This window comes from Candidatus Phycosocius bacilliformis, from assembly GCF_003112735.1.
Classification (GTDB): domain Bacteria; phylum Pseudomonadota; class Alphaproteobacteria; order Caulobacterales; family Aquidulcibacteraceae; genus Aquidulcibacter; species Aquidulcibacter bacilliformis.
In genome coordinates this window covers 18,529-42,253 of sequence record NZ_BFBR01000004.1, presented here as the reverse complement: position 1 = coordinate 42,253, position 23,725 = coordinate 18,529, and the positions used below count along the sequence as shown (strand labels likewise).

Genomic DNA, 23,725 nt, shown 5'->3' with positions numbered 1-23,725 from the left:
ACAAAGGCAGCTAGGCTTTGACACCACGCTCTAGCCTTGGCCTGCGAACAGCGCCAAGACAGGCCGATGCTGGCCGAAATCCTCCCTCCACCCGCGCCTGACCTTTCCGACGCGCGGGCCGTTTTGCAGCGGGTCTTCGGCCATAGCGATTTTCGCGGCCTGCAAGGTGATGTTGTCGCCCATGTCCTTGCTGGGGGCGATGGTCTGGCGGTCCTGCCCACAGGTGGGGGCAAGAGCATGTGCTACCAGATCCCCGCCTTGTTGCGCCCGGGCGTCGGTCTGGTTGTATCGCCCCTGATTGCCTTGATGGCCGACCAGGTGGAAGCCTTGCGTGCAGCTGGAGTCAATGCGGCCCGGTTGGACTCCTCGATGGATTGGGAGGCACGTCAAGCCGTTTTCAGCGCGATCCAGAGCGGCAAACTTGACCTGCTTTATGTCTCGCCTGAAGGGTTGGCGTCTGGGGTTCTCAGTGAGCGGCTCGGCCGGATGCCAGTCTCGCTGATTGCGGTAGACGAGGCCCATTGCGTCAGTCAGTGGGGGCATGACTTTCGCCCAGATTACCGCCGTCTCGGTGCATTGCACGAGGCCTTTCCCGGCGTGCCACGTCTGGCGGTGACCGCAACAGCCGATGCCCGTACCCGCGAGGATATTCGTCGCCAATTGCATCTCATGCAGGCCCCGGAATTTGTCGCCAGCTTTGATCGGCCTAACCTTATCCTGTCGACGCGGCGCAAGGATGGCCGCACGCAGGCCCGCATCCTTGACTTGGTTGAGGCGCGCCGAGGCTTGTGCGGTATCATCTATGTGACCGCGCGCAAAGAAACCGAGGAACTCGCCGCCACCATGCGCGAGCGCGGTCTTGATGCTTTGGCTTTTCATGCACAAATGCCTTCGGACCAAAAACATGCGCACTTGCGCCGGTTTCAAGAAGAAGACGGCGTGGTGATGGTGGCAACCATTGCCTTTGGCATGGGCATCGACAAGCCCGATGTGCGCTATGTTATTCATGCCGATCCACCCAAAAGCATCGAAGCCTATTGGCAGGAAGTTGGTCGCGCGGGGCGGGATGGCTTGCCCGCTGAAGGGATTGCGTTTTACGGCTTCTCAGATCGCCGTTTCATGGCTGATCGGATCGAAGGCTCGCCCGCCCCAGACGAGGTCAAGCTGGTGCAGCGCACCAAGCTCAATCAGCTCTACGCATTCTTGGATGGCTTGGCCTGCCGCCGTGGCGGGGTCAGGCGCTATTTCGGCGAGACCCAAGTTGAAGATTGCGGACAATGCGACGTTTGCCTCAATCCGGATATGGGCCATGATTCCAGTCAATGGGCGCGTATGGCTCTGTCAGCGGTCATCCGTTGTGAAGAAAGCTTCGGGCGTGGTCGGCTGATTGCCCACCTCACTGGAACCGCCCCTGATGGGCCGCTTGAGACCCGCTTTGCCACGAGAACGACGTTTGGCATCGGCAAAAGCTTAGGCAAGACTGGTTGGCGGCGCGTGCTGGATCAATTGTTATTTGATGGGGTCCTAGCCGAACAAAATCTTGATGGCTTCCCAGTGCTGGCGATTGCCTGCCCGGACTTGGCGCGGTCGGTCCTGAAGGGCGAGATGACCGTGATGACACGGGAAGATCCGGGGGAAACTGGACGCGGACGGCGCGCCCAGACCCGCGTCGCGCTGCGCGAAGACCTCGATACCCCTACCCAGACATTGTTCACGGCTTTGCGGGCTTGGCGTCTGGAGACCGCCCGCCAAGCGGGTGTACCACCCTATGTGGTATTTCATGACTCGGTTTTGCGTCAGGTTGCCCTGCACCGCCCGACAGGCTTGGCGGAATTGATGGCCATCGCCGGGATCGGTGAGGCCAAAGCCCGGCGTTATGGTCACGCCATTTTGCAGGTGTTGGCCAGAAGCGAATTTACCCTCCCGCAATAGACACAGCCTAAACTTGTGCCCAGTCGTTTGGGAATGAGGGTGTTGGTCATGAAGATGCGTGTGCTGTTTGTTCTGCTGGCTGCCACACAGTCGATGCTTTTGGCGGCTTGTGCTGGTGGTGGTGGCGGTGGTGGTGGCACCATTATTCAGCCCTCGCCTCCGCCGCCACCACCACCTCCTCCTCCGCCACCTCCGCCACCACCACCTCCTCCTCCGCCCCCACCGCCGCCGCCTGCACTGGTGGCTGGAGTTGATTATCCGTCCGCCACCTCGCGCGAATACACCCGGAGCTGGGGCTTGGGTGGCATTAAAGCCGTAAAGGCCTGGGAATATGGCGCGACCGGGGCGGGTATTCGCGTCGGTGTGGTGGATACCGGTATTGACCGGGATCAGATCGATTTGAAGAATAACATCTCCCCTTTGTCGCGGGACATGGAGATCGGTCGACCGAACCAGATCATCGCAGCCGAAGAGCGGCATGGCACCCGTGTGGCCGGCGTGATTGCCCATGAGTTCAACGGGCAAGGAACGGTTGGTGTCGCGTTTAGATCGACGATCATCAGCTATCGCGCAGACAGGGAAGGCACTTGCGAGGAAACCGGAGAGGGCAAAGGCTGCAAACTGCCTGAATCCAATATCGCCCGAGGGGTTGATGCCGCGATTGCAGACGGTGCCCGCGTCATTAATCTGTCACTCGGCGGAGCGGACGGGACCGGCCCAACCCTTATGGCAGCCATCCAACGGGCTACCAATGCCGGTATCGTCGTGGTTGCTTCGGCAGGCAATAATTCCACCGTTGATCCCGAATTCCCCGCATTGCTTGCCAATGATCCTGCCTATCGTGGCCTGATCATCGCCGCTGGCTCAACCGATACCACCGAAGCTCTTTCCACTTTTAGTGCCAAGGCTGGTGCTGCACGCAATAATTTCTTGGTTGCACCGGGTACCGACATCATTGCGGACTGCGATACCACGGCCTGTTGGCGTATTTCAGGCACGTCGTTTTCAGCGCCTCACATCAGTGGCGCTTTGGCGCTATTGTTCCAAGCATTTCCAAATCTGACGGGAACCCAAGCCGTCAATATTCTGTATCGCTCAGCGCGTGATTTGGGCGATCCTGGCACAGACGCTGTGTTTGGCCGTGGGATCATGGATCTGGAACGGGCATTCTCCCCCATCGGTCTGACCACCAGTAGCAATAGTGCTGGACAAGCTGTCCGGGTGGATTTGTTTGATGGTGTTGCCGGATCGGCATTTGGTGATGCCTTTGTTCGCGATGGCCTGTCGACGGCCGTGTTGGATGAGTATCAACGGCCGTTTAATGTGTCATTGGGGTATCGCTTGTCCCCTCGATCTGATCTGGGGTTTGGGGCCAATTTATATGAAACCGGACCAAGCCAAGCGGCCCATATCGGCGCAGCAGTCTTTGGTTTGACCCCGACGGTTGCCCCGTCCGAGGCATGGGGTGTGCGCGATGATCGCACCGGAGCGGGACGCGCTGCCTTGCGCGCATGGATGCCGCTGTCAGGTCAGCCATTGGGCGGCAATGTTTCGCTTTCATTGAGCCAAGCCGGAGAAGCCGGTGTTGTTCAGCCCTTCGGTCTTGCCGGTGATCGCGCCGGGGGTGGATTTCAATTTGGTGCGCTTGGCCTTGGGCAGTTCCAATCTGCCCAAGGTCTCGTTTTCAGTCACAACGCCCTTAGCCTGCACGCCTTCACCGCAAGCGGTGGTCAAGGCCCGCTGCGTCGACTGGGCGAAACCCGTCAGCAGGCCAGCCTGTTGCAGCTATCATTTCAGGGCGCGCACCTTACCAGCATCCTCGAAGCAGGCGCGGTTTCAGAGCGTGGCAGCTTCCTTGGATCGCGCTGGAGCGATGATTCACTTGGCTCAATTGGGGGCTTTGTAGATCAGAGCCGTGCTGAAAATCGGTTTGTTGGGATCCAATTTGATTGGTCGCCAAACCAAGCCACCCGACTCACGGCCCGTGTCCAAGGCAGCCGTCTGGCTGACTTGGCACAGAACAGGCTATTTGAAGCCGCAGACCCAATATATGCCAGTGCTGCGACGTTGAGCTTGGGCCATGATTTGGGGAATGGCTGGCTAACTTTTGGGTTGGAGCAGCCTTTGCGAGTGGAATCAGGCAGTCTTCTCTATCGTTTGGCAGACCCTTATGCGCGCTGGGATGCAGCACAAACCTGGTCGCAGCGCCCGATTTCTATGTCGCCATCGGGTCGGGAGCTGCGCCTGTCGGCAAGTCGTGATTGGTTGCTCGGCCAGAGAGCCGGTGATGCCGTCTGGTTGGGTGTTGAATTAACCCATGTGCATGAGCCTAACCACGTGGCAGCGGCTGATAGCCAGACTTTGTTCCGCTTACGCGGTTCAACGCGCTTTTAGCGTCGTCCAGCAAGCCCACGTCTCAACCAAGGTCAACTAACAGTCGTTGGGCTTCCAAAATCGCTGTCATGCCGTTATGTCAGGGACCATAGGGTCCTGATGCAGGGCCCGCGACCCCTTGCCCGGCCGTCGCGCCGGGCGCATTTGTTTTTGGAGGCCTGACATCATGTTTCAGATCCTGATGCCCAAAGCCACGGCCGTGTGGCTGATCGACAATACCGGCCTGACCTTTGACCAGATCGCGGCCTTCTGTGGCCTGCATCCGCTGGAAGTAAAGGGCATCGCCGATGGCGACGTGGCGGCAGGTGTGCGTGGGCTTGACCCAATTGCTAATTCTCAGCTCTCGCGCGAGGAAATCGCCCGTGGGGAAGCTGATCCGACCTATAAGATCAAGCCCTTGGAAGGCCGCAAGTTGGATCTTCCACCGGTCAAGAAGCGCGGTGGTCGCTATACGCCTGTGTCGCGCCGCCAAGATCGTCCCGACGCGATTGCCTGGTTCTTGCGCTATCATCCTGAGATTTCTGATGCGCAAATGGGCAAGCTGATCGGCACCACCAAGTCGACCATCGAAAGCGTGCGCAACCGCACCCATTGGAACAGCGCTCAGATCAAGCCAGTCGATCCGGTCACCATCGGCCTTTGCACCCAGATCGAACTGGATGCCTTGGTGAAGGCTTCCTCAGCACGGCGCAGCAAACTGGCTGCCGAGGCCGGCACACCTGATCCCGAAGACGGCCCTAGCCTGCAGCCAGCGGCCCAGTCCGGCTATTATGAGGAAGAGCGCGATTATTGATCGCGCCGACCCAGTTTCCTAAATAGTCAATCAAACCCTGCCCGTCCCGGCAGGGTTTTTTGTTCGGTTGCGCAGGCTCTCTAAAGTCTATGTGTTTCATTGGTGAGGCGTACATCCCCGCCCTGAATGGGTTGGGCGGCGGCAGGTCTGGCTTTTAAGAGTGCATCGGCTTCTGACCCCAATCGCCGCATCAAGGTCCGGCTGGTCCAGACTGCCGGAATTGGGCCCACATCAACGACAATATTCCATTGTGCGCAGGCCCTGCCAACACAGCGTAAGGCAAGGTCCATCGGCTTAGACGGCGCGAGCCCTTGGTCGCTGCCGTCATTCTGCCCATCCACACGGCTGACCTGGGCCTCCTTGGGTATAAAAAGCACCACTTCATCGGCTCCAGGTGCTGTCACGCGCAAGACAAGTCGGCGGCCCTTGGCGGTATTGGCGGCGGACATAATGTCGATGCGTGCAGGCTCTGGGCGTTCGCTGGCCGCAGGGGCTGGCGCGTTCACACGTTCACCATCGGCATGAGCGATTGGACCGCGTCTAAACGGGGCGACTGCCTGCATACTGGCCGGCGCAGGATCATTACCCGGCCCCAGAACCCACGCAGGTGCGGGTCCGCCATGCCAATGCTGGATATTGAGCGGGCGCGGGATCTGTGGGGAATAGGCGGGTGCCAGCCCGCTTGCCACACCGGCAAAGACGATCACAATCAGGGTTGCTAGGCCCGTACCAGCCTGCCCCTTCTGGCTGACCCAGACAGGGACCAAAGCACACAGCATCAAAAGGGCGCTGAGGATGCCAAAGCCCCATCCCAACGCAAGTCCAAGGCCTGCTTCGGCAAAGTCGAGCGCGGGAAGGGTCAGCACCAATAGGATTAAGGCTGCGGCAAGGCCAAACCATGTCACCAACACATCCTGTGTTGGGCGCAGGCCGATCCAGATAAGGCCCAGTCCAGCAAGACCTGCAGCTGGTGCAACCAGGATCATGGCTCCAGGTGAAAGGATAGCAAGCCCCAGAAAAAGCCCACTCAACCAGATCCAAATGCTCGCCAGCATGCGGCCTGGCTTAACCCCCCGGCCCAACCAAAGCCCTGCCAAAGCGCCCAAAAGTGCGGTCGCGTAAATGACGGTGCGGCCAGCCAAAGGATTGGCAAACCACCATTGGCTCTCAGGTCGGACCAGATCAATCAGCCACAGGCTGGCAAAGCCGCCGACCCCGGCCACCATCATGGCCACAGGCGGGACAAGGCCGGCGCGGATCACTCCGCTTGGCCCCAGACGTGTATAGGCCCACAGCCCCCCCAACAATCCCAACCCCAACAAGCCATATCCCGCCCACAACGGGAGCACCAGGACAAACTGACCGAGGACGTCTGAATAAATGACCGTGGACTCGGCTGAACCCACCGATGGGGCGGCCAACAAATGCCCCTCCACGGCCGCAAGGGCAGCCGCGCCCATATGGCCTACGCTTGCAGCCTCAAGATAGGCGAGGGAATCAAGGGGCGTATGATAGCGCGCTAAGGGCTCAATAAAGGCGAAATTCACCCCGTCATAACCCTTGCCCAGAAACTCAGTCGCATCCGTGTCATTGGGCAGGAGCCGATAAATGTCGGCGGCCATGGAATTGGCGACCGTTCGAACCCGGCCGTGGGTCAAGGCCGCAATGTCGCGGCCATTGGGGGAACTGGTCTGGAACATGATTGCCGGGCCGCCGGTGCCGCGCGCTTCCATATTCACCGCAAAGCTTACGTCTTGCGCCCAAGGGTCCGTTCGTACAAAGGACTTTGCTCCCAATAGCCCAGCCTCTTCACCATCGCTCAACAAGAAGATGACCGGCTTGGATAAGGTTCGGCCGCGCAATAAGGCTGCAATCTCTAATGCTGCGGCCACACCCGCCCCGTCATCGCTGGCACCAGGCCCGGCAGGGACTGAATCATAATGGGCTGCCACAAGCACCCCATTCCCACCCACGGGACCGGTGCGGAACACCACATTGCGCACGCGCGCGCAGCTCATGCCACCCCAATTGAGATTTCCACGACACGAAAAGTCATCGCGCACCTCAGGGCGATAGCCCATGGCACGGATCTCCTGCATCAGGCGCTCACGAACCAGATCATTGGCACGTGAATCGACCGGGTGGGGTCGCTCGTCACCAAGGATCCGGGCAAGTCGTCCAATGGCGCGTTGGGTGTCAAAGCCCGTTGCGGCCTGGGTCTCAGCAAGTGTTGGCGGGGCGGTCACCAGCCCTTTAAAGCAAAAGGCCAGCATAAGGCCGACCAGCATAAGCAGGAAGGCAAACCGACCTGAAAAATAGCCGATGACCTTGGTTGGCGATGCAGATGTCATGGCCCACTCAATCACGCTTGTGTGAGCTTGTGAAGCATTATCGACGTTGGGCCGGGACATGCCTTGACCACGTCAGCCATCTAAAGGGCAACCGAGAGCAAATCGGGCCTAAGCCGAACCAAATGGTCAGATATTTTGCTCTTGATTCAATATGGTCACTTGATCCGGCGCCGCAGCATTAACCAACCTTGCCTTAGTCCTTGCTCGCCATGGCCGAGGATGCCCGCTTGAGCAAGGGTTCATAAATGGCCGTCATGTTGGTGAACATGGCTTGGGAAACTTTGGCTATTTCTGCCATTCCGATGGCAAGCTCAGTCATCGCATACTCACGCTGCACCATCAGGAACTCGGTCACTGATTGTACCTGCATCATGGCTTGAGTTGCCGCGGCTGCCCGCTGCAGGCTTTGTTTGGAATATTCTGCGCTTTCTTGTGTCAGGCTCTGAAAGGCGGTCGACGCGATTTGGGAGGATTCCAAAATCGCCTCCAGATTGCCCTTGGTGACGTCGCTCAAAGTGTCGACTGTCTTCATCGTGCGCTCCATGGCAACCCTCGAATGACCGGCCATTTTTTCAAGATTGGCTTTGGTCAGCGCGATCATCTGGTCGGTTTGTGCCGTCATGGTGGTGCCCAAAGTGGTGGTAGCATCGCCGAAGCTATGAGCTGACTTTTTGGTCTTGTCTGTCATGAATGTAGTCCTTCTTTGGAGTGACCCCACATGGGGTCGCGCTGGCGTTTAAAAGAGGTGGTGCATGCACCTCATGCTGGGGGAACATCAAGGATCTGACCGCCCATCGCCTCATGCAACACAAAGCCTTCAAGCGGATCGGATGGAGCCCGCCACGGTGCCTGCGCCAGCATCTCAACAGTGTGGGCGAAGCCTGCTTCCCAGCGTTCGCGGATGCCTTTGGGGCTGAAGTCTATATCCTTAGTATGATCTTCATGATCCAGTTGCGGCGCTAGGAGGCGGACAACATGGATCTTGGTCTCGCACCCATAGCTTCTTAAAAGCGCGAGGTTTTCTTCCGTCGTGGCACCATCAGGAACCAGCGTCGATAACTGCTGGACAACATGGCGCAAGCGATGGAGTTGGCGCTGGCGCTTGATGTGGGAGTGGGCGCGGCTGGAATATTGAATATCCTTCTGCCGGTTGGCGACTTCCCAGATCGACTTCGGTTCCGTGCCATGTGGATTCCAAAGATGGACCGCAAAGACCAAAGCATTCTTGCGCGGATGATCGTCGAATACGGCTTCCACCGGGGTGTTAGACACAATCCCGCCGTCCCAATAAAGCTCCCCATCAATGCGCACAGCGGGGAAAGCGGGCGGCAATGCGCCGGACGCCAGAATGTGTCGGACGTCGATCTCTGTGTTCTGGGAGTCGAAATAGACCATCTCGCTGGTTCGGACATTGGCAGCCCCGATCGTCAACCTCATTTGCCCTGATTGAATGCGGTCAAAATCAACCAAGTCACTCAAAGTCCGGCGCAGAGGCTCAACCGAATAATAGCCGGCTGATTCCGCGCCAAGTGGCACTTTCTGACCCATGAAGGCCATCGGATTCGGGGCAAAGAAGGAGGGGATGCCTGTCATGATCGCACTCATCGTGCGCATTGGGCTCAACAAATGCCCGAATGGACCTTCGAAGACCTTGCCGTGCTCGACCCGTGTCCAGAATTCAGTCAGCTTGTCGAGGCGTTCTTCAGGCGCATTACCAGCAATGAGGGCCGCATTGATGGCACCGATCGAGGTACCAATCACCCAATCGGGTTGGATGCCTGCCTCTTGCAAGGCTTGGTAGACACCCACTTGATAGGCTCCAAGAGCGCCGCCGCCTTGGAATACGAGGACGATCTGTCCAAGGTCTTTGATCTCGTGCGTCAATGTGGTCTTCATGTTGACTTCCTAAGGGTGGAAACGACCTGCCAAGGTGGTGACTCGCTTTTGGGCTGGGGAGACATAGTCTCGCCTCCGGGATCGCCTGTGATCAGACGGGCAGAACGAGCAAAGGTGAGATAGCTCCAAAGCCAATTCGCACCGACCATGATCCGGTTACGATGTCCGGTGAGAAACCAAATGTGGACGACACACCACACAAACCACGCCAGATGGCCGGACAGTCGGAATCGGCCGAAATCCGCAACAGCGCGATGGCGGCCTATGGTGGCGAGATTACCAAAATTGCGATAGACAAAGGGTTTAGGCGTAACTGACCCCGATGGGGTCAAACCCGCTAGGATGGTGCGCGCCACATAAGCTCCTTGTTGTTTGGCAACAGGGGCAACGCCCGGCAAAGGTCGGCCTGTCTCATCGGGGCAGCAGGCTGTATCGCCGATCACAAAGATTGCGGGATCATCCCGAAGACGCAAGTCCGGACCGACTGGAACGCGCCCGGCCCGGTCTGGTGTGACCTGCAGCCAGCGTGCAGCGTCAGAGGCTTGAACCCCAGCCGCCCAAACGATGGTTGAAGCTTGAATGAAACTCTGGCTGGTTTTGACGCCCGTTCGGTGGATCGCCTCAACCTGGGTTGCGAGTTGCACCTCGACGCCCAATTGTTCGAGCGCCGCCTTTGCCGAAGCAGAAAGAGCGTCTGGAAAGCTTTGGAGCAGACGCGGGCCGGCCTCAATCAGAATGACGCGCGAACAATGAGGTGTGATTGAGCGGAAGTCTCGCCGTACGCCGCAGCGCGCCAGCTCGGCAATCGCCCCGGCCATTTCAACCCCAGTTGGGCCGCCTCCGACCACAATATAGGTGAGCAGGGCCTTGCGCTGGTCTGGGTCAGACGCGACTTCGGCACGTTCGAGCGAGAGCAGGACCTTACGGCGAAGCGCTGTCGCATCATCAATTGTCTTCAGCCCCGGGGCCAGGGCCGCCCAGTCATCATGGCCGAAATAGCTATGCCGTGCTCCTGTGGCCACAACCAGCATGTCGTATTCTACAATGTCACCTGACTGCAGCCACACCTGTTTGGCTTGGCGATCAATGCCGACCACACGATCAAGCATGACCCTGATATTGGGCAAATGACGAACGATGGCACGAATAGGGGCTGCGATATCGGCTGGCGATAAGCCGGCGGTAGCCACCTGATAGAGCAGCGGTTGAAACAAATGGTGGTTCTGCCTGTCGATTAGGGTCACATCGACCCCGCGTCTGCCCAGACCCTTGGCGACCGCAAGCCCGCCAAAGCCTGCCCCAATCACAACGATATGCTTTCTGGCCGTCATGTCATTGACCGGTCCAGCCACCATCGACCGGGATGGCGCTACCGGTAATGGAGCGCGCGCCCTCGGTGCAGAGAAAGGCTGCAAGGGCACCCAATTCCTCTACGGTGACAAAGCGCTTGCTGGGTTGGGCCGCCAGTAGCACATTTTCCACCACCTCTTCTCGACTGATGCCACGGGCTTTGGCGGTGTCGGCGATTTGACCTTCCACCAAGGGGGTCCAGACATAGCCCGGGCAAATGGCATTGCAGGTTACGCCATGCTGTGCCCCTTCGAGGGCAATTGTTTTGGTCAGGCCGATCAGGCCATGCTTGGCGGCGACATAAGCACTTTTGAACGGTGATGCGATCAATCCGTGCACACTGGCCAAATTGATGATGCGTCCCCACCCAGCCCCCTTCATCGCAGCAAAGGCTGGGCGGATGGTGTAAAAGCTTGCGGAGAGATTAAGATCTTGAATTGTCAGCCATTTATCCTCTGGAAACGTCTCAATCGGGCTCACGAACTGCACCCCAGCATTATTCACCAGAATGTCGACTTTTCCGAAAGTTGCCAGGGTATCGGTAACGAGGGCGGCCGCTTCCACACCGTCAAGCAAATTGGCACCATGATAGCTGACACGCCGACCCGTATGGGTCGCTAACTCGTCGCGCGTGGCCTCAATCTCATCCTTTGCGCCCAGCCCATTGAGCACAATATCGGCCCCGGCTTGAGCCAAACAACGGGCAATGCCTAAGCCAATTCCGCTGGTCGAGCCGGTAATGATGGCGACACGGTCTTCTAAAGGCAGCGTCTTTGGTGATGGCGCGGGGATTGGGGGTGTGTGCATGGTTTCCTCACCGGTGAGGGCCACAGCATGGCGCGTCATACTGGGTAACAAAAATGCCGATTAGGCATTGAAATCATGCCGAAATTGAAATGGAGGCCAGCACCCTGGCTTTGTAGTGCGGACAGGCCGACGCTCAAGCTGGTGCTCTTAGACCTTCACGCTAACGCCAGCGACGCGTTTGCTTAAATTGCTAGTCCGATCGCGATCGGGAGGAGTTGAGAATGACCAAGACAATCATTGCCATGGCCGCCATCGCCTGTGTGGCAGCAGGTGCGCCAGCCTTTGCGGGGACATGCCCCGCTGGCAAGGCTGGCGAAAATCCGCTGGCCAATGCCGCCACGATGCCCAGCGCCGTAACCGACACGGTCATTGGAGCTGTTGATCTGGGGCCTTACATCAATGTGCCCAATCGCAGTCTTCGTCTGCGGCGGCTGGTCATTCAGCCTGGTGGGGTGGTGCCGCTTCATAGCCATGCTGACCGCCCAGCCGTGATTATGGTGGCCAGTGGCGAAGTCACAGAATATTCTTCCACCTGCACAGTTCCGATCGTGCATCGCGCGGGTGAGACAATCCCCGAAGAAAAGACCGTCAGCCATTGGTGGAAAAACACGGGCCGCACCGTAGCGATTTTGTATTCATCAGACGTGCACAACGACGCCAAATGAGCTTCTTGCCTGCCGGGGCCGTGGGGATAACCGATGGCACCGGCGGGCAAACGTCTTATCGGCCAAAACAAAGCTGGCCTATCGCCGGGTCACGGTGAAACAAAGCCAAATCGTGGCGCACATGGCTGCCATTGCCACCCAAGCATGGGGTAGGAGAAACGGCATACCAACCAGGATCAGCCCATCATTGCTGCCTGGGATAAGCAAGCTGCCCCATCCCATCATGACTCCGCCTAAGAAACATCGCACCAGCCAGATGGGGGCCGGCATTTGCAGGGACAGGCGACCCGAACGTGCGCCCCCGATTATGGCTCCGGCCAGCAGTGCCCCGAACAAAAGGCCCTTCCACCCAAAGCCCTTAGCCATTGCGATGGCGGCTTGTTCAAGGAACTCGGTATAGCTCCACGAACCAACCAGCACGAACAAAATGGTGAAGGTCATGCCGATCACCAAGGTCGCTTGATGGGGGCTCCAAACTGCTTCTGCGGGACGACGGAACCGGACGGATTTGATGACATGGGTCACAAGCCGCCCGGCAAGGTATAGCCCGGCCACCAACATGATCCATCTTGTGAGTTGAGGATGATGGTCCAGGATCGCGCCTCGCGTCGGTGGCCCCATGCGCAGGTCTTGGGGAAAGCTGGCGGCACCCATAAAATAGCCCACCGGTGTTAAGACATAGGCCCAATTTCCTGAGCCAAGTTTGGCAATCGCGCCAAACACACATGCTCGGTTTACAAAGGCACCCAATCCCAAAATGGCCCCTCCGACCAAAGTGTGGATCGTTACGTCATAGCCCAAAGGCAAATGGGTTACCCGTCCCAAGCCTTGTGCCAATATAACACCGCTGCTTACCCAAAGGGCCGCTTCGACCAGCGCAATCAGCTTGCTGGCTTTTCCGGTCTGGACGATTTCGCCCACCGCGGCGACAGCGCATGTTGCGCCGCGCTGAATGGCAAATCCCATCAACGCGGCACACAGAATTGCGACCGCGAAGGTCACGCTGAGAATGTCGACTGTCACTGGGTTGTCGATGAAGCGATTGATGCGGCTACCGCACTGGCCATGGCGAATTGGGGGCCACGATCAGTGATGTGATAGCGCTCAGCGATAAAGGCAAAATCGGTCCAGGCCACACTGATACTGCCGTCTGCTTCTTCCAGAATGAGCATGCGCACCGGCCAATCTAGCCCCGAATACGGGTTTGAACTCAAGAATTGAACACCAAGTGGTGGATTGCCAAACAGGATCAGCCGCGACGGACGAATGGCAATATTGGCACCAGCACCCAATTGGGACTGATCAATCTCTGCAAAGAACTGAATGCCTTTGGCGGCAATGTCAGCCCGCAGGCGGCGAACGGTTTCTTCCATGCCGTACCGGCTTTTGACCCGGACAATGCCAGCAGCAGGGGCCGTCGGGGAAAGTAGGGTTTGCCCGGTCACGGTCGGGTCGGGCACTGTGGCCGCGCCAGTAGCCAGAGGAGCGCAAGAGAGGGCAAGGCAAAGTGTGAAAAGCATGTTTTTCATGATGGATTCCTGCATCAGGATGGACGCCCGGGTGGACGTTTACTGGCCCGGCTGGAGCCGGGCCCAAGACCAAGCATTGACATGGTGTCTGCTCAGGCTGAAGTTGATTTCAGGCATGAAAATTATAACCTCAGGGCATTTTGGTTTGGTCCTAACCTGTGATGGTTTGCGCGGGTTTGCCTTTACCGGCATGAAAGGCACACGAAACCCTGAGGGGCGAGAATAAGAAGGAGTGCCACCATGGATCAGTCGACAAGCGCGGTTATGGGGCAACTTGTAAAGACTGCGTGTTCGCTTGAAGGCTCTCTGGCGCGGCAATTGACTTATATTGCCGATCAAATTCGGTTGATGAACCCTCATTTCAGCGATGCAGTCGATGCCTTTGTCGACCGGCTTACCAATGCGCATGCCGGTGACAAGGCCCCGGCTGTTGGCGACCCCATGCCTGGCTTTCTGTTGCCAGATGATCAGGGCCGACTTGTTAGTTTGGAGAGGCTGCTCGAGACTGCGCCCGTAGTGGTTGCGTTCCACCGCGGACATTGGTGTCCCTATTGCCGGACCAATATGATCGGTTTGGCGGCATTGGAAGCCGATATCAAGCCGGTGCAGATCGTGGCCGTTTCCGCCGAAGTGCAGGCCTACAGTCGGCGTTTGAAGGCTGAAGCCAAGGCAGGCTTCCCCTTCTTGACCGATATGGGCAATGGGTATGCTCTCTCGCTCAATTTGGCGATTTGGGTTGATGATGACATGGCCGCCCTGATCCAAGCTGCTGACATTGATATTCCCAGATACCAAGGGCAGGAGGGCTGGGTACTGCCAATCCCGTCGGTCTTTGTCGTCGGCCAAGACGGATTGATCAAGGCACGTCATATTGATCCAGACTATCGTCGCAGACTTGAATATGCCGATTTGAAGGCCTTCGCACGTCAAGCGCTGGCCACTTCTTAAGCGCCCTGGTTCCCAAGGGGATTGATGGGCCTTAGTGGGACCGAAGATTCCACAAAAGTGATCCCGTGTCAGGATTCTAGAGGTGCAGATTGGTTCGAGAGGAAACTCGCACGCGTTGCTTGGGTGCCATCTTTTTTCAGTGTGCCAAGTCATCTCAGGCAGGAAGCCGATCCGCCTCGACAGGGTTTTCTTCTGACTGCCAGTCCTTCATGCGCAACAGATTTAACAGGGCGTTGGCTTCGGGGTTGCGATGGCGGCCTGAGACGACACATACGGCCACGGCTTGGGTAAGCTGCAGCGACGGAATGCTGACATGCTGCATGGTGGGTTCACGCAGTATATGGGCAGGGGCTAAAGCCAGACCCAGTCCCGCCGTGAGCAGCGACTTCATGTCGTCAATGGAGGCGACTTCATGGGCGCTCGCCAGATCTATGCCGAGAGCCCGCAGATTGTCGCGCTCTTGTAGGGTCAAGTCGAGCCCACTCATCACTGTGAATTGCGTGTTGGTCAGTGCGTCGAGCGCCAGCTGCGACGGGCTGCTGTCGGCCAAAGCATGGTTGGACCCGACAATCACTTCGAACGGCTCGTTGAACAACGGCCAGATTTCGAGCCTATCCCATGCCAGCGACAGCGGCCCGCAAATCGCCACATCCGCCTTGCCAGACTTCAAGAGTTCGCCAATATCGCCGGCCGGACCGCGTTTCAATTTGATCTGGATGCCTGGAAAGGCCGCGCGCAATTCACGAAGGGCATCAATGAAAAGCGTGAGATCGACGCTGTGCGACACAGCAACTGACAATGTGGACAATTCGCCACTGCGCACTTGCGATGCCAATGATTTGGCGGCCAACGCCGCTTCATGGCACTGGCACAATATGGGTAACATCTTGTTGCCCAGTTCGGTTAGATGGGTATGACGGCCCTCGCGCCGAATGAGGTCGCCGCCCAATTCCTGTTCCAAAAGTTTGATGGCTCGCGTGAGAGCGGGCTGGGTCACATGGCATTCTTCTGCCGCCCGCGTGAAATTCAGCCATTTGGCAACAGAGATAAAATACCGAACCTGCTGCATTTCCATGCTTGTCCCCCGCTTCTGTCACTCGTGTATCTCTGCCGCACTTCCGGCTACAATCGGCATGTGAACGAAGCCAAACCCAGCTCATGTTTCTGAAGCCATTTGATCGTGGATCGGGCTTTAGCTCCGCCTGATATCAATACGTGTCACCCACATGTCAGGTTACCAAAAAATATGACAATGTGTGTGCCATTTCTTGTATGGTGTCGTTGTGATGGCGTGAAGGCAGGAGCAAGGTCGCATAGAATAGACAGAATAGCATGAGACGTGATGCGATCACGCGCCAACGGGGTTTCACTGCTTCTTGTGGTGTTGAGTGACAGCCGAAGACTGAATTGGAGCGGGCGATGAGATTCGAACTCACGACATCCACCTTGGCAAGGTGGCGCTCTACCCCTGAGCTACGCCCGCATCCTTGGGTACCGAAAGCACAAAGGCCTTCGTGAGGAGCGGGCATATGCCTCAGAGCCGGGAGAAGTGCAAGGGGGGGCAGGCGTGCTTGATGCAGCTAGGGACCTTGGGATACAGCAACCCGATGACCCAAGCTGCTTCCCCGCCACAAACGTCCGACCAGAATGGTCTGAGTAGTCCTGCCACACGGGCAGATTTGTTTGCGTTATTCGATCGACTGGGCATCACCCACCACACGATGGACCATCGTCCCGTGTTCACAGTCGAAGAAGGTGCCGACATCAAAGCCGCAATGCCCGGCGGGCATACCAAGAACTTATTCTTGAAAGATAAGGATGGGTCTTTTTTTCTGGTATGTGCTTTGGGACAGACTCAGGTCCGTCTCAACCAATTGCACAAGACATTAGGTTGTGCACGCCTGAGTTTTGGTTCTGAGACCCATCTTCATGAGCTTTTGGGCGTGACGCCAGGCTCGGTCACATTGTTTGCCCTGATCAATGATCCACAGGGCCGCGTCACCTTGGTGTTGGACGAGGCATTGTTGGCCGCAGAGCCGATCAATTTCCACCCCTTGAAAAACGATGCCACCACGGCGGTGTCACAAGCTGATTTGGCGGTCTTTATCCGCCATTGGGGAGGGGCAGTATATTGCTGCGATTTTTCAGGCGAGACGCCACAGGCCAAGCCTTGGTCAAGCCCTGCGTGAAACGCATGTTTTGCCTTGCAACCAGACCCGCGCGCGCCCATGTCTAGCCCATAAACTGGTCTTTGAAAGACCGCGATCAAGAGGAGCGTGCCACCGGCACGAACACAGCCATGGCATTGATTGGTTTAGGCGCGTCAAAACCTAAGACCGGTGCGACCGCAGACCCTACTGGCTTGATCAAAGATGGCAGCGACCAGAGCTTTAAGGCCGACGTCATCGATGTCTCGATGGAGACCCCGGTCTTGGTCGATTTCTGGGCCCCTTGGTGTGGGCCTTGCCGCACTTTGACGCCGACGCTGGAAAAAGTGGTGAAAGCCGCCAATGGCAGGGTAAAGCTGGTCAAGATCAATATTGATGAGCATCCCGCCATCGCCGGGCAATTGCGTGTGCAATCCATCCCTGCCGTATTTGCCTTTGACAAGGGGCGCCCGGTTGACGGTTTCATGGGTGCACAACCTGAAAGCCAGATCAAAGCTTTAGTGGACCGCTTGGCCGGAGCACAGCCGGCCGGGTTGGAAGAGCTGGTCGCGGCGGGCAAGGAAAGCCTCGAGCTGGGCGATTTGGGCGGTGCGGCTCAATCCTTCGCCCAAGCGGCAGGCCTTGATCCTGAAAACCCTAAGGCCTTGGCGGGTCTTGCCCGCGTTTATGTGTTGGGAGGCGAGCTTGATCGCGCACAGGAGATTTTGGCCAGCATTCCCAAGGCCAAGCAGAAAGATCCTGATGTGATCAGCGTACAGGCCCAAATCGACTTGATCCATGATGTTGCCCATGCTGGCGATGCCGCCGTCTTGAACGCCACTTTAGCGGAAGCACCCGATGATCTTGAGGCCCGGTTTGAGCTTGCCAAAGCTGAAATCGCCAATGGTGATTTCGAGACCGCTGCTGAACATTTGTTGTTCATTATCAAAACCGACCGGTCATGGCAGGACGATGCGGCGCGTAAGCAATTGTTGAAGCTGTTTGATGCTGCAGGCCCGACCGCGGAGGTTACCCGTCAAGGGCGGCGCAAATTGTCGGCCATTCTGTTTTCTTAAGGCCTGACCAAAAGCAGCGAGGCAGATGAAGTCATGGTAGCAGGTTATGTCTATCGTAAGCCTGGCGATCTGCCCGCCACCATTCCGGTGTTTCCCTTGACGGGCGCGCTCTTGTTTCCGCGTGGGCAATTGCCCCTCAACATTTTCGAGCCACGATATCTCAATATGATTGATGATGCCCTGACCGGAAATCGGTTGATTGGCATGATCCAGCCAGATGGTACCGGCGACCCCGAACGACCAGGCCTGTCTCGGGTCGGCTGTGTGGGTAAACTGACCTCTTTCACGGAGACCGAAGATGGGCGCTATCTGATCACTTTGACGGGCATATGCCGCTTTGTGGTGGCGCGCGAATATCGGGCTCCAACACCCTATCGCCAGGTGACGGCCGATTGGCAAAGCTTTGCCGACGATCTTAAACCTGTAGGGTCGTTTGCCGGCTTTGACCGAACCAACCTTCTTGAGGCGTTACGCGCCTATCTTGATCGCAACAATCTGAATGCGGACTGGGGCTCGATCGATCAGGCTCAGGCTGAGCCATTGGTCAATGCCCTCTCGGCCTTGTGCCCATTCGCACCCATTGAGAAGCAGGCTCTTCTGGAAGCCGCGACAATCGAAGACCGGCGTGACGTGTTGATCGCGCTCTTGAACATGGACCAAGGCCGCGGCGGTGAAGAAGCCGACGATGAGGAGAGACCCCTGCAATGACTGAAACACCCAAGACTGCAGCAATGGAGGGCCGCGAGATTGACCCGCGTCTTCTGGAAATCCTCGTTTGTCCGGTCTCGCGAACCCCTTTGACCTATGACCGTTCGCGTGGTGAATTGGTCTCTAAAGCGGCCGGTCTTGCCTACCCGATCCGTGATGGTGTGCCGATTATGCTGGCGGGCGAAGCGCGAGAGATTTCCGATGCCTAACACGGACGCTGAGACTGTCGCGCGCCCGTGGCCGGTTGAGCTGGTGTTTCAGGCCAGCGCCAAATCCTTGCGCGCCCGGTTCGACGATGGGATGACGTTCGAGATCCCCTATGAGCTTTTACGTGTTGAAAGCCCCTCCGCAGAAGTCCAAGGCCATTCTGCGGCTGGCAAGAAGTGGGTCGCCGGCAAAGGCGATGTTGGCGTTTTGCGGGCAGAACCAGTCGGTCGTTATGCGGTTCGGCTCATCTTTGATGATGGTCACGACAGCGGAATTTTTACGTGGGATTGGCTCTATCGTCTGGGTCGAGATCAGGATCGTCTCTTGGCGGATTATCGCCGTGCTGTGGGCGAAACCTGAGGCGGTCTAGGCCACCACAGAAAGAATCTGGGCGGCCTCGTCGGCATCACGGCCAATTTGGGAGACTAAATCGTCAAGGCTGGGGAATTTCATTTCAGGACGCAGGAATGCATGCAGGCCAACTTCCAGCCGCTTGCCGTATAGATCGCCCTCAAAATCGAACAAATTGACCTCAAACAAGGGCTGTCGCAGTCCTGTCGTGGGGGTGCGCCCGAAATTGGCTACCCCACTATACCATTTGGGGTCTCCCAGCACATTGACCCGGACCGCATAAACGCCAAAGCGTGGCGCAAGTTGGTCTTCAAGATGAAAATTGGCAGTGGGAAAGCCGATGGTTCGGCCGCGCTTTTCGCCATGGATCACCATGCCTTCAACCCGCCATGGTCGACCCAATAAGGTGGTGACCATGGCAAGATGCCCGGCCTTAAGGGCCTCACGCACCCGGGTCGAGGAATAACGTATACCCGAATGATCGAGAACCGGCTCAACGATGGTGACACCGAAACCAAGGTCTTCCCCCATCGCACGAAGCATTGCCCCATCGCCGCGTCGGTCGCAGCCAAAGCGGAAATCGTGACCAACGGTGACATGGCAGGGCTTAAGATGGCCAACCAAAATGTCACGGATGAAATCGGCAGCCGCCATGCCGGCCATGGCAGCATCAAATGGGATTTCGAACATGAATTCTGCGCCGACATCGGCTGCCCGCTCAGCTCGGAGACGGGGTGTGTTCAGACGAAACGAGGGCGATTCTGGTGCCGCAAAATAGCATTTGGGCGGAGGCTCGAAGGCCGCAACCGCAAGCAGCCGGTCAGGCCTTGCTTCCTGGGCGGCACGCAAGACCGCCACATGGCCGAGATGCAAGCCGTCAAAAGCACCCAAGGCCATGGTGGCACCTTGGGCCTGTTCTGGCACCTCTGTCCTGGCACTGAAACTCTGCATTAGCCCTCGCGTTTGGCCACCATGACAACTGCTTCACCCGACAACACCGCTTTGCCAGCGATGAGGCAGGTTGTCGACAGGGTGACAAAGCCTTTGGCAGGATCGAGCGCTGTAACTTCGACGCGCGTGGTGACTGTCGCGCCAATTTTGACTGGTCGCTTGAATTGCAAGCTCTGGCTGACATAAACCGATCCTGGCCCCGGTAGACGCATGCCAATGAGCGCAGAGACATGGCTTGCGGTCAGCATCCCATGGGCAATGCGCTCCTCAAACCGTGTGGTAGCGGCAAATGCTGCATCGAAATGAACTGGGTTCATGTCGCCTGAAGCTGCCCCAAACATGAGGATGTCAGCTTCTGTGACAGTCCGGGCTGATTCAGCAACCTGACCAATACTGAGTTCTTCGAAATAAAAGCCGGATGCGGCATTGGGCATGGCATGTCCTCGTCTAGGTCGTGATTCACGCTTCTTTAGCCCTCAACTGATATAGGGCTTTTAACCGTGGGGTGAGAGTGGCCGAAGCCACCGAAGGAGAAGTTGTATGGCAGTGGATCTGAACGCGCCAGTGTTAGTCGTCGATGATTATCAAACGATGGTGCGCATCATTCGCAACCTCTTGAAACAGCTTGGTTTTGAGAATGTTGATGAAGCGGCCGACGGCCGTGAGGCCCTCGAGAAGATGAAAAAAACCAAATATGGTCTGGTCATTTCCGATTGGAACATGGAACCCATGACAGGTTATGAGCTGCTGCGCGAGGTGCGCGCAGATGAAATCCTGAAGCCAACACCATTCATCATGGTGACGGCGGAATCAAAAACTGAAAACGTCATCGCTGCCAAAAAAGCAGGCGTGAACAACTATATCGTAAAGCCATTCAACGCCCAGACGTTGAAGGCCAAGATCGCCTCGGTGCTGGGCGACTTCTGATCCTGCCGATCGCTGTTTGTGTTTTTCAAGAGGGGGGTGTGACGATGCCGTCACCAGAAGTAGCTAACAAAGTTCGCGATGCCATCACGGCGCTGAAAGGGGCTGACCTTAAAGATCCCCGTCTTGGTGAGGTCTTGAACTTGGCTTCGCAAATGAGCGAAGCCATGCAAATGTTTTTCAGTTCGCTCGACCGAAGCCTGTTTGACGAGATGCGCTACATCTCCTCCTACATTCAGCGGACACGGCTTGAGATTTCCAATCTGCGCCCCAATGACCTGAGCGAAGATCGCATCCCCGGAGCCGGTGCAGAACTCCACGCCGTCGTACAACATACCGCCGAAGCCACCAACACCATCATGGCGGTGGCCGAAGAGGTCATGGCTGCAGATACCAGCGATCCAGACGCCTATCAGGCGTTGGTCAATGAGAAGATGATGGAGATTTTCGAGGCCTGCACCTTCCAAGACATCACCGGTCAGCGCATCAAGAAAGTGGTTGATACATTGACCCATATTGAGCAACGCCTCGAGCGCTTTGCCAATGTCATGGGTGTGGAAGATGCCGAACTAGAAGAGACGTTGGAAGATCGTCGCCGCAAGGAAAATCTCTTGAACGGTCCCGCGCTCAACGGCCCTGAAGTCGCCCAAGACGAGATTGACGCCTTGTTCGGCTCTGAAGGCGGTGAATCGATGGATCAAGCCGATCTTGATAAACTGTTCGGCTAAACCAAACAGCGTCTGAAAAGAAAAAAGGCCTGGCGATCACGCCAGGCCTTTGTCGTTTTCCTGCACAGGCTGCAAACTACAGCAGGCGTGACCGCATCGCCTGGCTCAACATGTCGATCAAGGTCACGGCAATCACGATGATGATGCCGATGGCGGCTGTCTTTTCATATTGGAAGCTATTCATGCTTTCCATCAGCTTCATGCCAATGCCGCCAGCCCCAATCAGGCCCAACACGGTCGCCGAGCGGGAGTTGGACTCAAATCGATAGAGCGCATAAGAGGTCCACAAAGGTGCGACTTGGGGCAAGACACCCCACATGATCTCGTGCAATTTGGTGGCCCCCGTGGCGCGAACGCCTTCGACCGGGCGGCTGTCGATCGATTCAACGGCTTCTGAGAACAGTTTGGCCAAGACCCCGGCGGTATGCAGCGCGATGGCGAGCACCCCTGCAAGCGGGCCCAAGCCCACAGCCACAATGAAGATCAGCCCCAGCACCAATTCATTGACCGACCGCAGGAAGTCCATCAGCCGCCGCATCGGCCAAACAAGCCAAGATGGCGCGACGTTGGATGCGCACATGAAACCAAACGGGATCGCCATCACAACCGCGAGGCAGGTCCCCCAGATGGCGACCTGCACAGTCAACCACATTTCGCGCGCATAGACCCGCCATTCGGAAAAGTCAGGATTGATCAGGCGCGTGGTAAAGGTCTGCATATTCTCCGAATTGGTGAACAACAGCGTGACTTTGGAAATCTCGGCCGGTCCGAAGCTGATCACGAGCAATAAGATGATCCCGCCCCAGACGAGGAGGTCATACAAGCGGTCGGCGGCTGAGCGGGTTGGAGGGGCGGGCACCGCACCCAGATTGAGATTGCCGGTGGCTTTCATCGGGGTCGCACTCATTTTTTGACCGCCTTTCCTTCAATCGCATAGCCTTCGGTCGGCGTGCTGGGCAGAGGCGGCACAGCGCGCGCTTTGGCCTGCTCGGCTTCTAGTTGGATGGCATCAAAGGCCTTTTTGGCCGCATCAATCTTACCTACATCGCCAGTTTGCTGGGCTTTCATCAGGTCTTCGGTCGCTTGCATTTGCCGGACCGGCAGCAAATGATCATTGTTGGCAGGCTGGAACAGCCCGAAGCTCAACGAGGCCAGAATGGCGCGCTCACGATCCTGTTGGGCTTTATCGCCCTGGCGACCGTAATTAAGGAAGAAGGCGCGGATCTTCTGTTTCTTCACCGGGTCGAGGTCCTTGCGCCAGATGATTGGGTCTTCGGGCAAGGTTGGTGACGTCCAGATCACTTTCACTTTCTTGATCAGCTCAGGGTCTTGGGCCCCCAAAACCTGCAGCGAGGTGGAATTATTGGTTGCCGCCTCCAAAAGACCTGCCGCAACTGAACGTACATTGGCCTCATGATTGGCCGAGCGCACAGTCTTGAAACAATTGGACGGGTTAATGTTGCGTGGGGCGAACAGATAGGTCATCGGTGCCAATGTGCCCGAGGTTGAGCTAGCATCCCCCATGCCGAAGTCGCGGCTGCGATCACATGTCAACAGGTCCTCGATGGTCAAAGGCGAGTTCTTATTGACGATCACGACCGAATTATACCCATCAATGCCTGACGGATCTGATGAGCGCAGGAAGACTTCTGCCTTACCCGTACTCACCACTTCCCAACCAGGCTTGTTTGAGAACCACCCCACTTGGGTCTGGCCGAACTGCATGGCGGTGACCAAAGGCGCATAGCCTGTTTGGAAATAGGGTTTGATCTTGAGCCCGGTCTGCTTTTCCATATCGGCCAATAAGGGCTTCCAGCGTTCACCCAAATTCTGGCTGTTTTCGGTGGCGAGAATCGAGAAGATCACATCGGCAGTCTCGCGGGGCTTGGCCTGTTGCCACAAGGCAAATCCCCCGCCCACGACCATGGCAAGAACCAAGGCCCATTGGAGTGCCTTCTCCCAGATTGT

24 protein-coding genes and 1 tRNA gene are annotated in these 23,725 nt (G+C 57.3%); 12 read left to right on the top strand and 13 right to left on the bottom strand.

Features of this window, described 5'->3' with window-relative positions; genetic code table 11:
* Positions 1-36 precede the first annotated feature (36 nt).
* The 3 genes from recQ (at position 37) to PbB2_RS07380 (ending at position 5,119) form a co-directional block, all read left to right on the top strand.
* Complete coding sequence (gene recQ, locus PbB2_RS07390) at positions 37-1,932, top strand: DNA helicase RecQ (RefSeq protein WP_320410532.1); 1,896 nt, start codon at positions 37-39, stop codon at positions 1,930-1,932.
* Between the two features lie 48 nt (positions 1,933-1,980).
* Positions 1,981-4,326, top strand: coding sequence for a S8 family peptidase (locus PbB2_RS07385; protein ID WP_108984681.1), 2,346 nt, complete (start codon positions 1,981-1,983; stop codon positions 4,324-4,326).
* Positions 4,327-4,492: 166 nt separating this feature from the next.
* Positions 4,493-5,119, top strand: a complete 627-nt coding sequence (locus tag PbB2_RS07380; protein ID WP_108984680.1) for a DUF1013 domain-containing protein — start codon at positions 4,493-4,495, stop codon at positions 5,117-5,119.
* 80 nt (positions 5,120-5,199) lie between these two features.
* Here the strand turns inward: PbB2_RS07380 and PbB2_RS07375 are convergent, their stop codons facing one another.
* The 5 genes from PbB2_RS07375 to PbB2_RS07355 form a co-directional block, all read right to left on the bottom strand.
* Positions 5,200-7,470 carry a M28 family peptidase gene (locus PbB2_RS07375; protein ID WP_192576222.1) on the bottom strand — a complete coding sequence of 757 codons (2,271 nt, stop codon included), beginning with the start codon at positions 7,468-7,470 and terminating at the stop codon, positions 5,200-5,202.
* Between the two features lie 193 nt (positions 7,471-7,663).
* Positions 7,664-8,158, bottom strand: coding sequence for a phasin family protein (locus PbB2_RS07370; protein ID WP_108984678.1), 495 nt, complete (start codon positions 8,156-8,158; stop codon positions 7,664-7,666).
* 71 nt (positions 8,159-8,229) lie between these two features.
* A complete protein-coding gene (locus PbB2_RS07365; RefSeq protein ID WP_108984677.1) occupies positions 8,230-9,366 on the bottom strand; it encodes a patatin-like phospholipase family protein in 1,137 nt (378 codons plus the stop codon).
* Complete coding sequence (locus PbB2_RS07360; RefSeq protein ID WP_108984888.1) at positions 9,363-10,697, bottom strand: NAD(P)/FAD-dependent oxidoreductase; 1,335 nt, start codon at positions 10,695-10,697, stop codon at positions 9,363-9,365. The genes PbB2_RS07365 and PbB2_RS07360 overlap by 4 nt, the downstream gene beginning before the upstream one ends.
* 1 nt (position 10,698) lies before the next feature.
* Positions 10,699-11,523, bottom strand: coding sequence for a 3-hydroxybutyrate dehydrogenase (locus PbB2_RS07355; RefSeq protein ID WP_108984887.1), 825 nt, complete (start codon positions 11,521-11,523; stop codon positions 10,699-10,701).
* Between the two features lie 221 nt (positions 11,524-11,744).
* Here PbB2_RS07355 and PbB2_RS07350 point away from each other — a divergent pair, with 221 nt between their 5' ends.
* Positions 11,745-12,188: a cupin domain-containing protein gene (locus PbB2_RS07350; RefSeq protein ID WP_238164907.1), complete on the top strand. Its 444-nt coding sequence runs from the start codon at positions 11,745-11,747 to the stop codon at positions 12,186-12,188.
* 78 nt (positions 12,189-12,266) lie between these two features.
* Here the strand turns inward: PbB2_RS07350 and PbB2_RS07345 are convergent, their stop codons facing one another.
* Together PbB2_RS07345 and PbB2_RS07340 are read right to left on the bottom strand one after the other, a co-directional pair.
* Positions 12,267-13,190, bottom strand: coding sequence for a YeeE/YedE thiosulfate transporter family protein (locus PbB2_RS07345; protein WP_145959873.1), 924 nt, complete (start codon positions 13,188-13,190; stop codon positions 12,267-12,269).
* A gap of 17 nt (positions 13,191-13,207) precedes the next feature.
* The gene (locus tag PbB2_RS07340) at positions 13,208-13,717 is read right to left on the bottom strand and encodes a DUF302 domain-containing protein (protein WP_192576221.1); all 510 of its coding nucleotides are present in this window, start codon (positions 13,715-13,717) and stop codon (positions 13,208-13,210) included.
* A gap of 240 nt (positions 13,718-13,957) precedes the next feature.
* Between PbB2_RS07340 and PbB2_RS07330 the strand changes: the two genes are divergently transcribed.
* On the top strand, positions 13,958-14,665 hold the full coding sequence (locus PbB2_RS07330) for a peroxiredoxin-like family protein (RefSeq protein WP_108984673.1): 708 nt from the start codon (positions 13,958-13,960) through the stop codon (positions 14,663-14,665).
* 154 nt (positions 14,666-14,819) lie between these two features.
* Here the strand turns inward: PbB2_RS07330 and PbB2_RS07325 are convergent, their stop codons facing one another.
* Positions 14,820-15,740 carry a LysR family transcriptional regulator gene (locus PbB2_RS07325; RefSeq protein ID WP_108984672.1) on the bottom strand — a complete coding sequence of 307 codons (921 nt, stop codon included), beginning with the start codon at positions 15,738-15,740 and terminating at the stop codon, positions 14,820-14,822.
* 333 nt (positions 15,741-16,073) lie between these two features.
* Positions 16,074-16,148: transfer RNA gene (locus tag PbB2_RS07315), tRNA-Gly, on the bottom strand.
* A 124-nt stretch (positions 16,149-16,272) separates the two neighbouring features.
* Between PbB2_RS07315 and PbB2_RS07310 the strand changes: the two genes are divergently transcribed.
* The 5 genes from PbB2_RS07310 to PbB2_RS07290 all read left to right on the top strand — a co-directional run bounded on the left by PbB2_RS07310 (position 16,273) and on the right by PbB2_RS07290 (position 19,163).
* Positions 16,273-16,854 carry a prolyl-tRNA synthetase associated domain-containing protein gene (locus PbB2_RS07310; protein WP_108984670.1) on the top strand — a complete coding sequence of 194 codons (582 nt, stop codon included), beginning with the start codon at positions 16,273-16,275 and terminating at the stop codon, positions 16,852-16,854.
* A 110-nt stretch (positions 16,855-16,964) separates the two neighbouring features.
* Positions 16,965-17,888, top strand: a complete 924-nt coding sequence (gene trxA / locus PbB2_RS07305) for a thioredoxin (RefSeq protein ID WP_108984885.1) — start codon at positions 16,965-16,967, stop codon at positions 17,886-17,888.
* 33 nt (positions 17,889-17,921) lie between these two features.
* Positions 17,922-18,596 (top strand): LON peptidase substrate-binding domain-containing protein, encoded by a 675-nt coding sequence (locus PbB2_RS07300; RefSeq protein ID WP_108984669.1) that lies wholly within the window; start codon positions 17,922-17,924, stop codon positions 18,594-18,596.
* A gap of 23 nt (positions 18,597-18,619) precedes the next feature.
* Entirely contained in the window at positions 18,620-18,805 is a 186-nt protein-coding gene (locus tag PbB2_RS07295) for a Trm112 family protein (RefSeq protein WP_305790456.1), read from the top strand.
* Positions 18,798-19,163: a gamma-butyrobetaine hydroxylase family protein gene (locus PbB2_RS07290; protein ID WP_108984667.1), complete on the top strand. Its 366-nt coding sequence runs from the start codon at positions 18,798-18,800 to the stop codon at positions 19,161-19,163. The genes PbB2_RS07295 and PbB2_RS07290 overlap by 8 nt, the downstream gene beginning before the upstream one ends.
* Positions 19,164-19,169: 6 nt before the next feature.
* On the opposite strand, the gene ribF is transcribed toward PbB2_RS07290, so the two are convergent.
* Positions 19,170-20,105, bottom strand: a complete 936-nt coding sequence (gene ribF / locus PbB2_RS07285; RefSeq protein ID WP_108984666.1) for a riboflavin biosynthesis protein RibF — start codon at positions 20,103-20,105, stop codon at positions 19,170-19,172.
* Positions 20,105-20,539, bottom strand: coding sequence for a MaoC family dehydratase (locus tag PbB2_RS07280; RefSeq protein ID WP_108984665.1), 435 nt, complete (start codon positions 20,537-20,539; stop codon positions 20,105-20,107). The genes ribF and PbB2_RS07280 overlap by 1 nt, the downstream gene beginning before the upstream one ends.
* A 106-nt stretch (positions 20,540-20,645) precedes the next feature.
* Here PbB2_RS07280 and PbB2_RS07275 point away from each other — a divergent pair, with 106 nt between their 5' ends.
* Entirely contained in the window at positions 20,646-21,032 is a 387-nt protein-coding gene (locus PbB2_RS07275) for a response regulator (RefSeq protein ID WP_108984664.1), read from the top strand.
* 44 nt (positions 21,033-21,076) lie between these two features.
* A complete protein-coding gene (locus tag PbB2_RS07270; protein ID WP_108984663.1) occupies positions 21,077-21,757 on the top strand; it encodes a protein phosphatase CheZ in 681 nt (226 codons plus the stop codon).
* Between the two features lie 76 nt (positions 21,758-21,833).
* Here PbB2_RS07270 and phnE read toward each other — a convergent pair whose 3' ends face one another.
* Together phnE and phnD are read right to left on the bottom strand one after the other, a co-directional pair.
* On the bottom strand, positions 21,834-22,664 hold the full coding sequence (gene phnE, locus PbB2_RS07265) for a phosphonate ABC transporter, permease protein PhnE (protein WP_238164906.1): 831 nt from the start codon (positions 22,662-22,664) through the stop codon (positions 21,834-21,836).
* Complete coding sequence (gene phnD, locus PbB2_RS07260; RefSeq protein ID WP_108984883.1) at positions 22,661-23,683, bottom strand: phosphate/phosphite/phosphonate ABC transporter substrate-binding protein; 1,023 nt, start codon at positions 23,681-23,683, stop codon at positions 22,661-22,663. The genes phnE and phnD overlap by 4 nt, the downstream gene beginning before the upstream one ends.
* Positions 23,684-23,725 lie beyond the last annotated feature (42 nt).

Coding starts and splice junctions, on each gene's coding strand:
- PbB2_RS07385 (WP_108984681.1), top strand. CDS start 1,981: ATGAAGATGCGTGTGCTGTTTGTTCTGCTGGCTGCCACACAGTCGATG.
- PbB2_RS07380 (WP_108984680.1), top strand. CDS start 4,493: ATGTTTCAGATCCTGATGCCCAAAGCCACGGCCGTGTGGCTGATCGAC.
- PbB2_RS07375 (WP_192576222.1), bottom strand. CDS start 7,470: ATGACATCTGCATCGCCAACCAAGGTCATCGGCTATTTTTCAGGTCGG.
- PbB2_RS07370 (WP_108984678.1), bottom strand. CDS start 8,158: ATGACAGACAAGACCAAAAAGTCAGCTCATAGCTTCGGCGATGCTACC.
- PbB2_RS07365 (WP_108984677.1), bottom strand. CDS start 9,366: ATGAAGACCACATTGACGCACGAGATCAAAGACCTTGGACAGATCGTC.
- PbB2_RS07360 (WP_108984888.1), bottom strand. CDS start 10,697: ATGACGGCCAGAAAGCATATCGTTGTGATTGGGGCAGGCTTTGGCGGG.
- PbB2_RS07355 (WP_108984887.1), bottom strand. CDS start 11,523: ATGCACACACCCCCAATCCCCGCGCCATCACCAAAGACGCTGCCTTTA.
- PbB2_RS07350 (WP_238164907.1), top strand. CDS start 11,745: ATGACCAAGACAATCATTGCCATGGCCGCCATCGCCTGTGTGGCAGCA.
- PbB2_RS07340 (WP_192576221.1), bottom strand. CDS start 13,717: ATGAAAAACATGCTTTTCACACTTTGCCTTGCCCTCTCTTGCGCTCCT.
- PbB2_RS07330 (WP_108984673.1), top strand. CDS start 13,958: ATGGATCAGTCGACAAGCGCGGTTATGGGGCAACTTGTAAAGACTGCG.
- PbB2_RS07325 (WP_108984672.1), bottom strand. CDS start 15,740: ATGGAAATGCAGCAGGTTCGGTATTTTATCTCTGTTGCCAAATGGCTG.
- PbB2_RS07310 (WP_108984670.1), top strand. CDS start 16,273: ATGACCCAAGCTGCTTCCCCGCCACAAACGTCCGACCAGAATGGTCTG.
- trxA (WP_108984885.1), top strand. CDS start 16,965: ATGGCATTGATTGGTTTAGGCGCGTCAAAACCTAAGACCGGTGCGACC.
- PbB2_RS07300 (WP_108984669.1), top strand. CDS start 17,922: ATGGTAGCAGGTTATGTCTATCGTAAGCCTGGCGATCTGCCCGCCACC.
- PbB2_RS07295 (WP_305790456.1), top strand. CDS start 18,620: ATGGAGGGCCGCGAGATTGACCCGCGTCTTCTGGAAATCCTCGTTTGT.
- PbB2_RS07290 (WP_108984667.1), top strand. CDS start 18,798: ATGCCTAACACGGACGCTGAGACTGTCGCGCGCCCGTGGCCGGTTGAG.
- ribF (WP_108984666.1), bottom strand. CDS start 20,105: ATGCAGAGTTTCAGTGCCAGGACAGAGGTGCCAGAACAGGCCCAAGGT.
- PbB2_RS07280 (WP_108984665.1), bottom strand. CDS start 20,539: ATGCCCAATGCCGCATCCGGCTTTTATTTCGAAGAACTCAGTATTGGT.
- PbB2_RS07275 (WP_108984664.1), top strand. CDS start 20,646: ATGGCAGTGGATCTGAACGCGCCAGTGTTAGTCGTCGATGATTATCAA.
- PbB2_RS07270 (WP_108984663.1), top strand. CDS start 21,077: ATGCCGTCACCAGAAGTAGCTAACAAAGTTCGCGATGCCATCACGGCG.
- phnE (WP_238164906.1), bottom strand. CDS start 22,664: ATGAGTGCGACCCCGATGAAAGCCACCGGCAATCTCAATCTGGGTGCG.
- phnD (WP_108984883.1), bottom strand. CDS start 23,683: ATGGTCGTGGGCGGGGGATTTGCCTTGTGGCAACAGGCCAAGCCCCGC.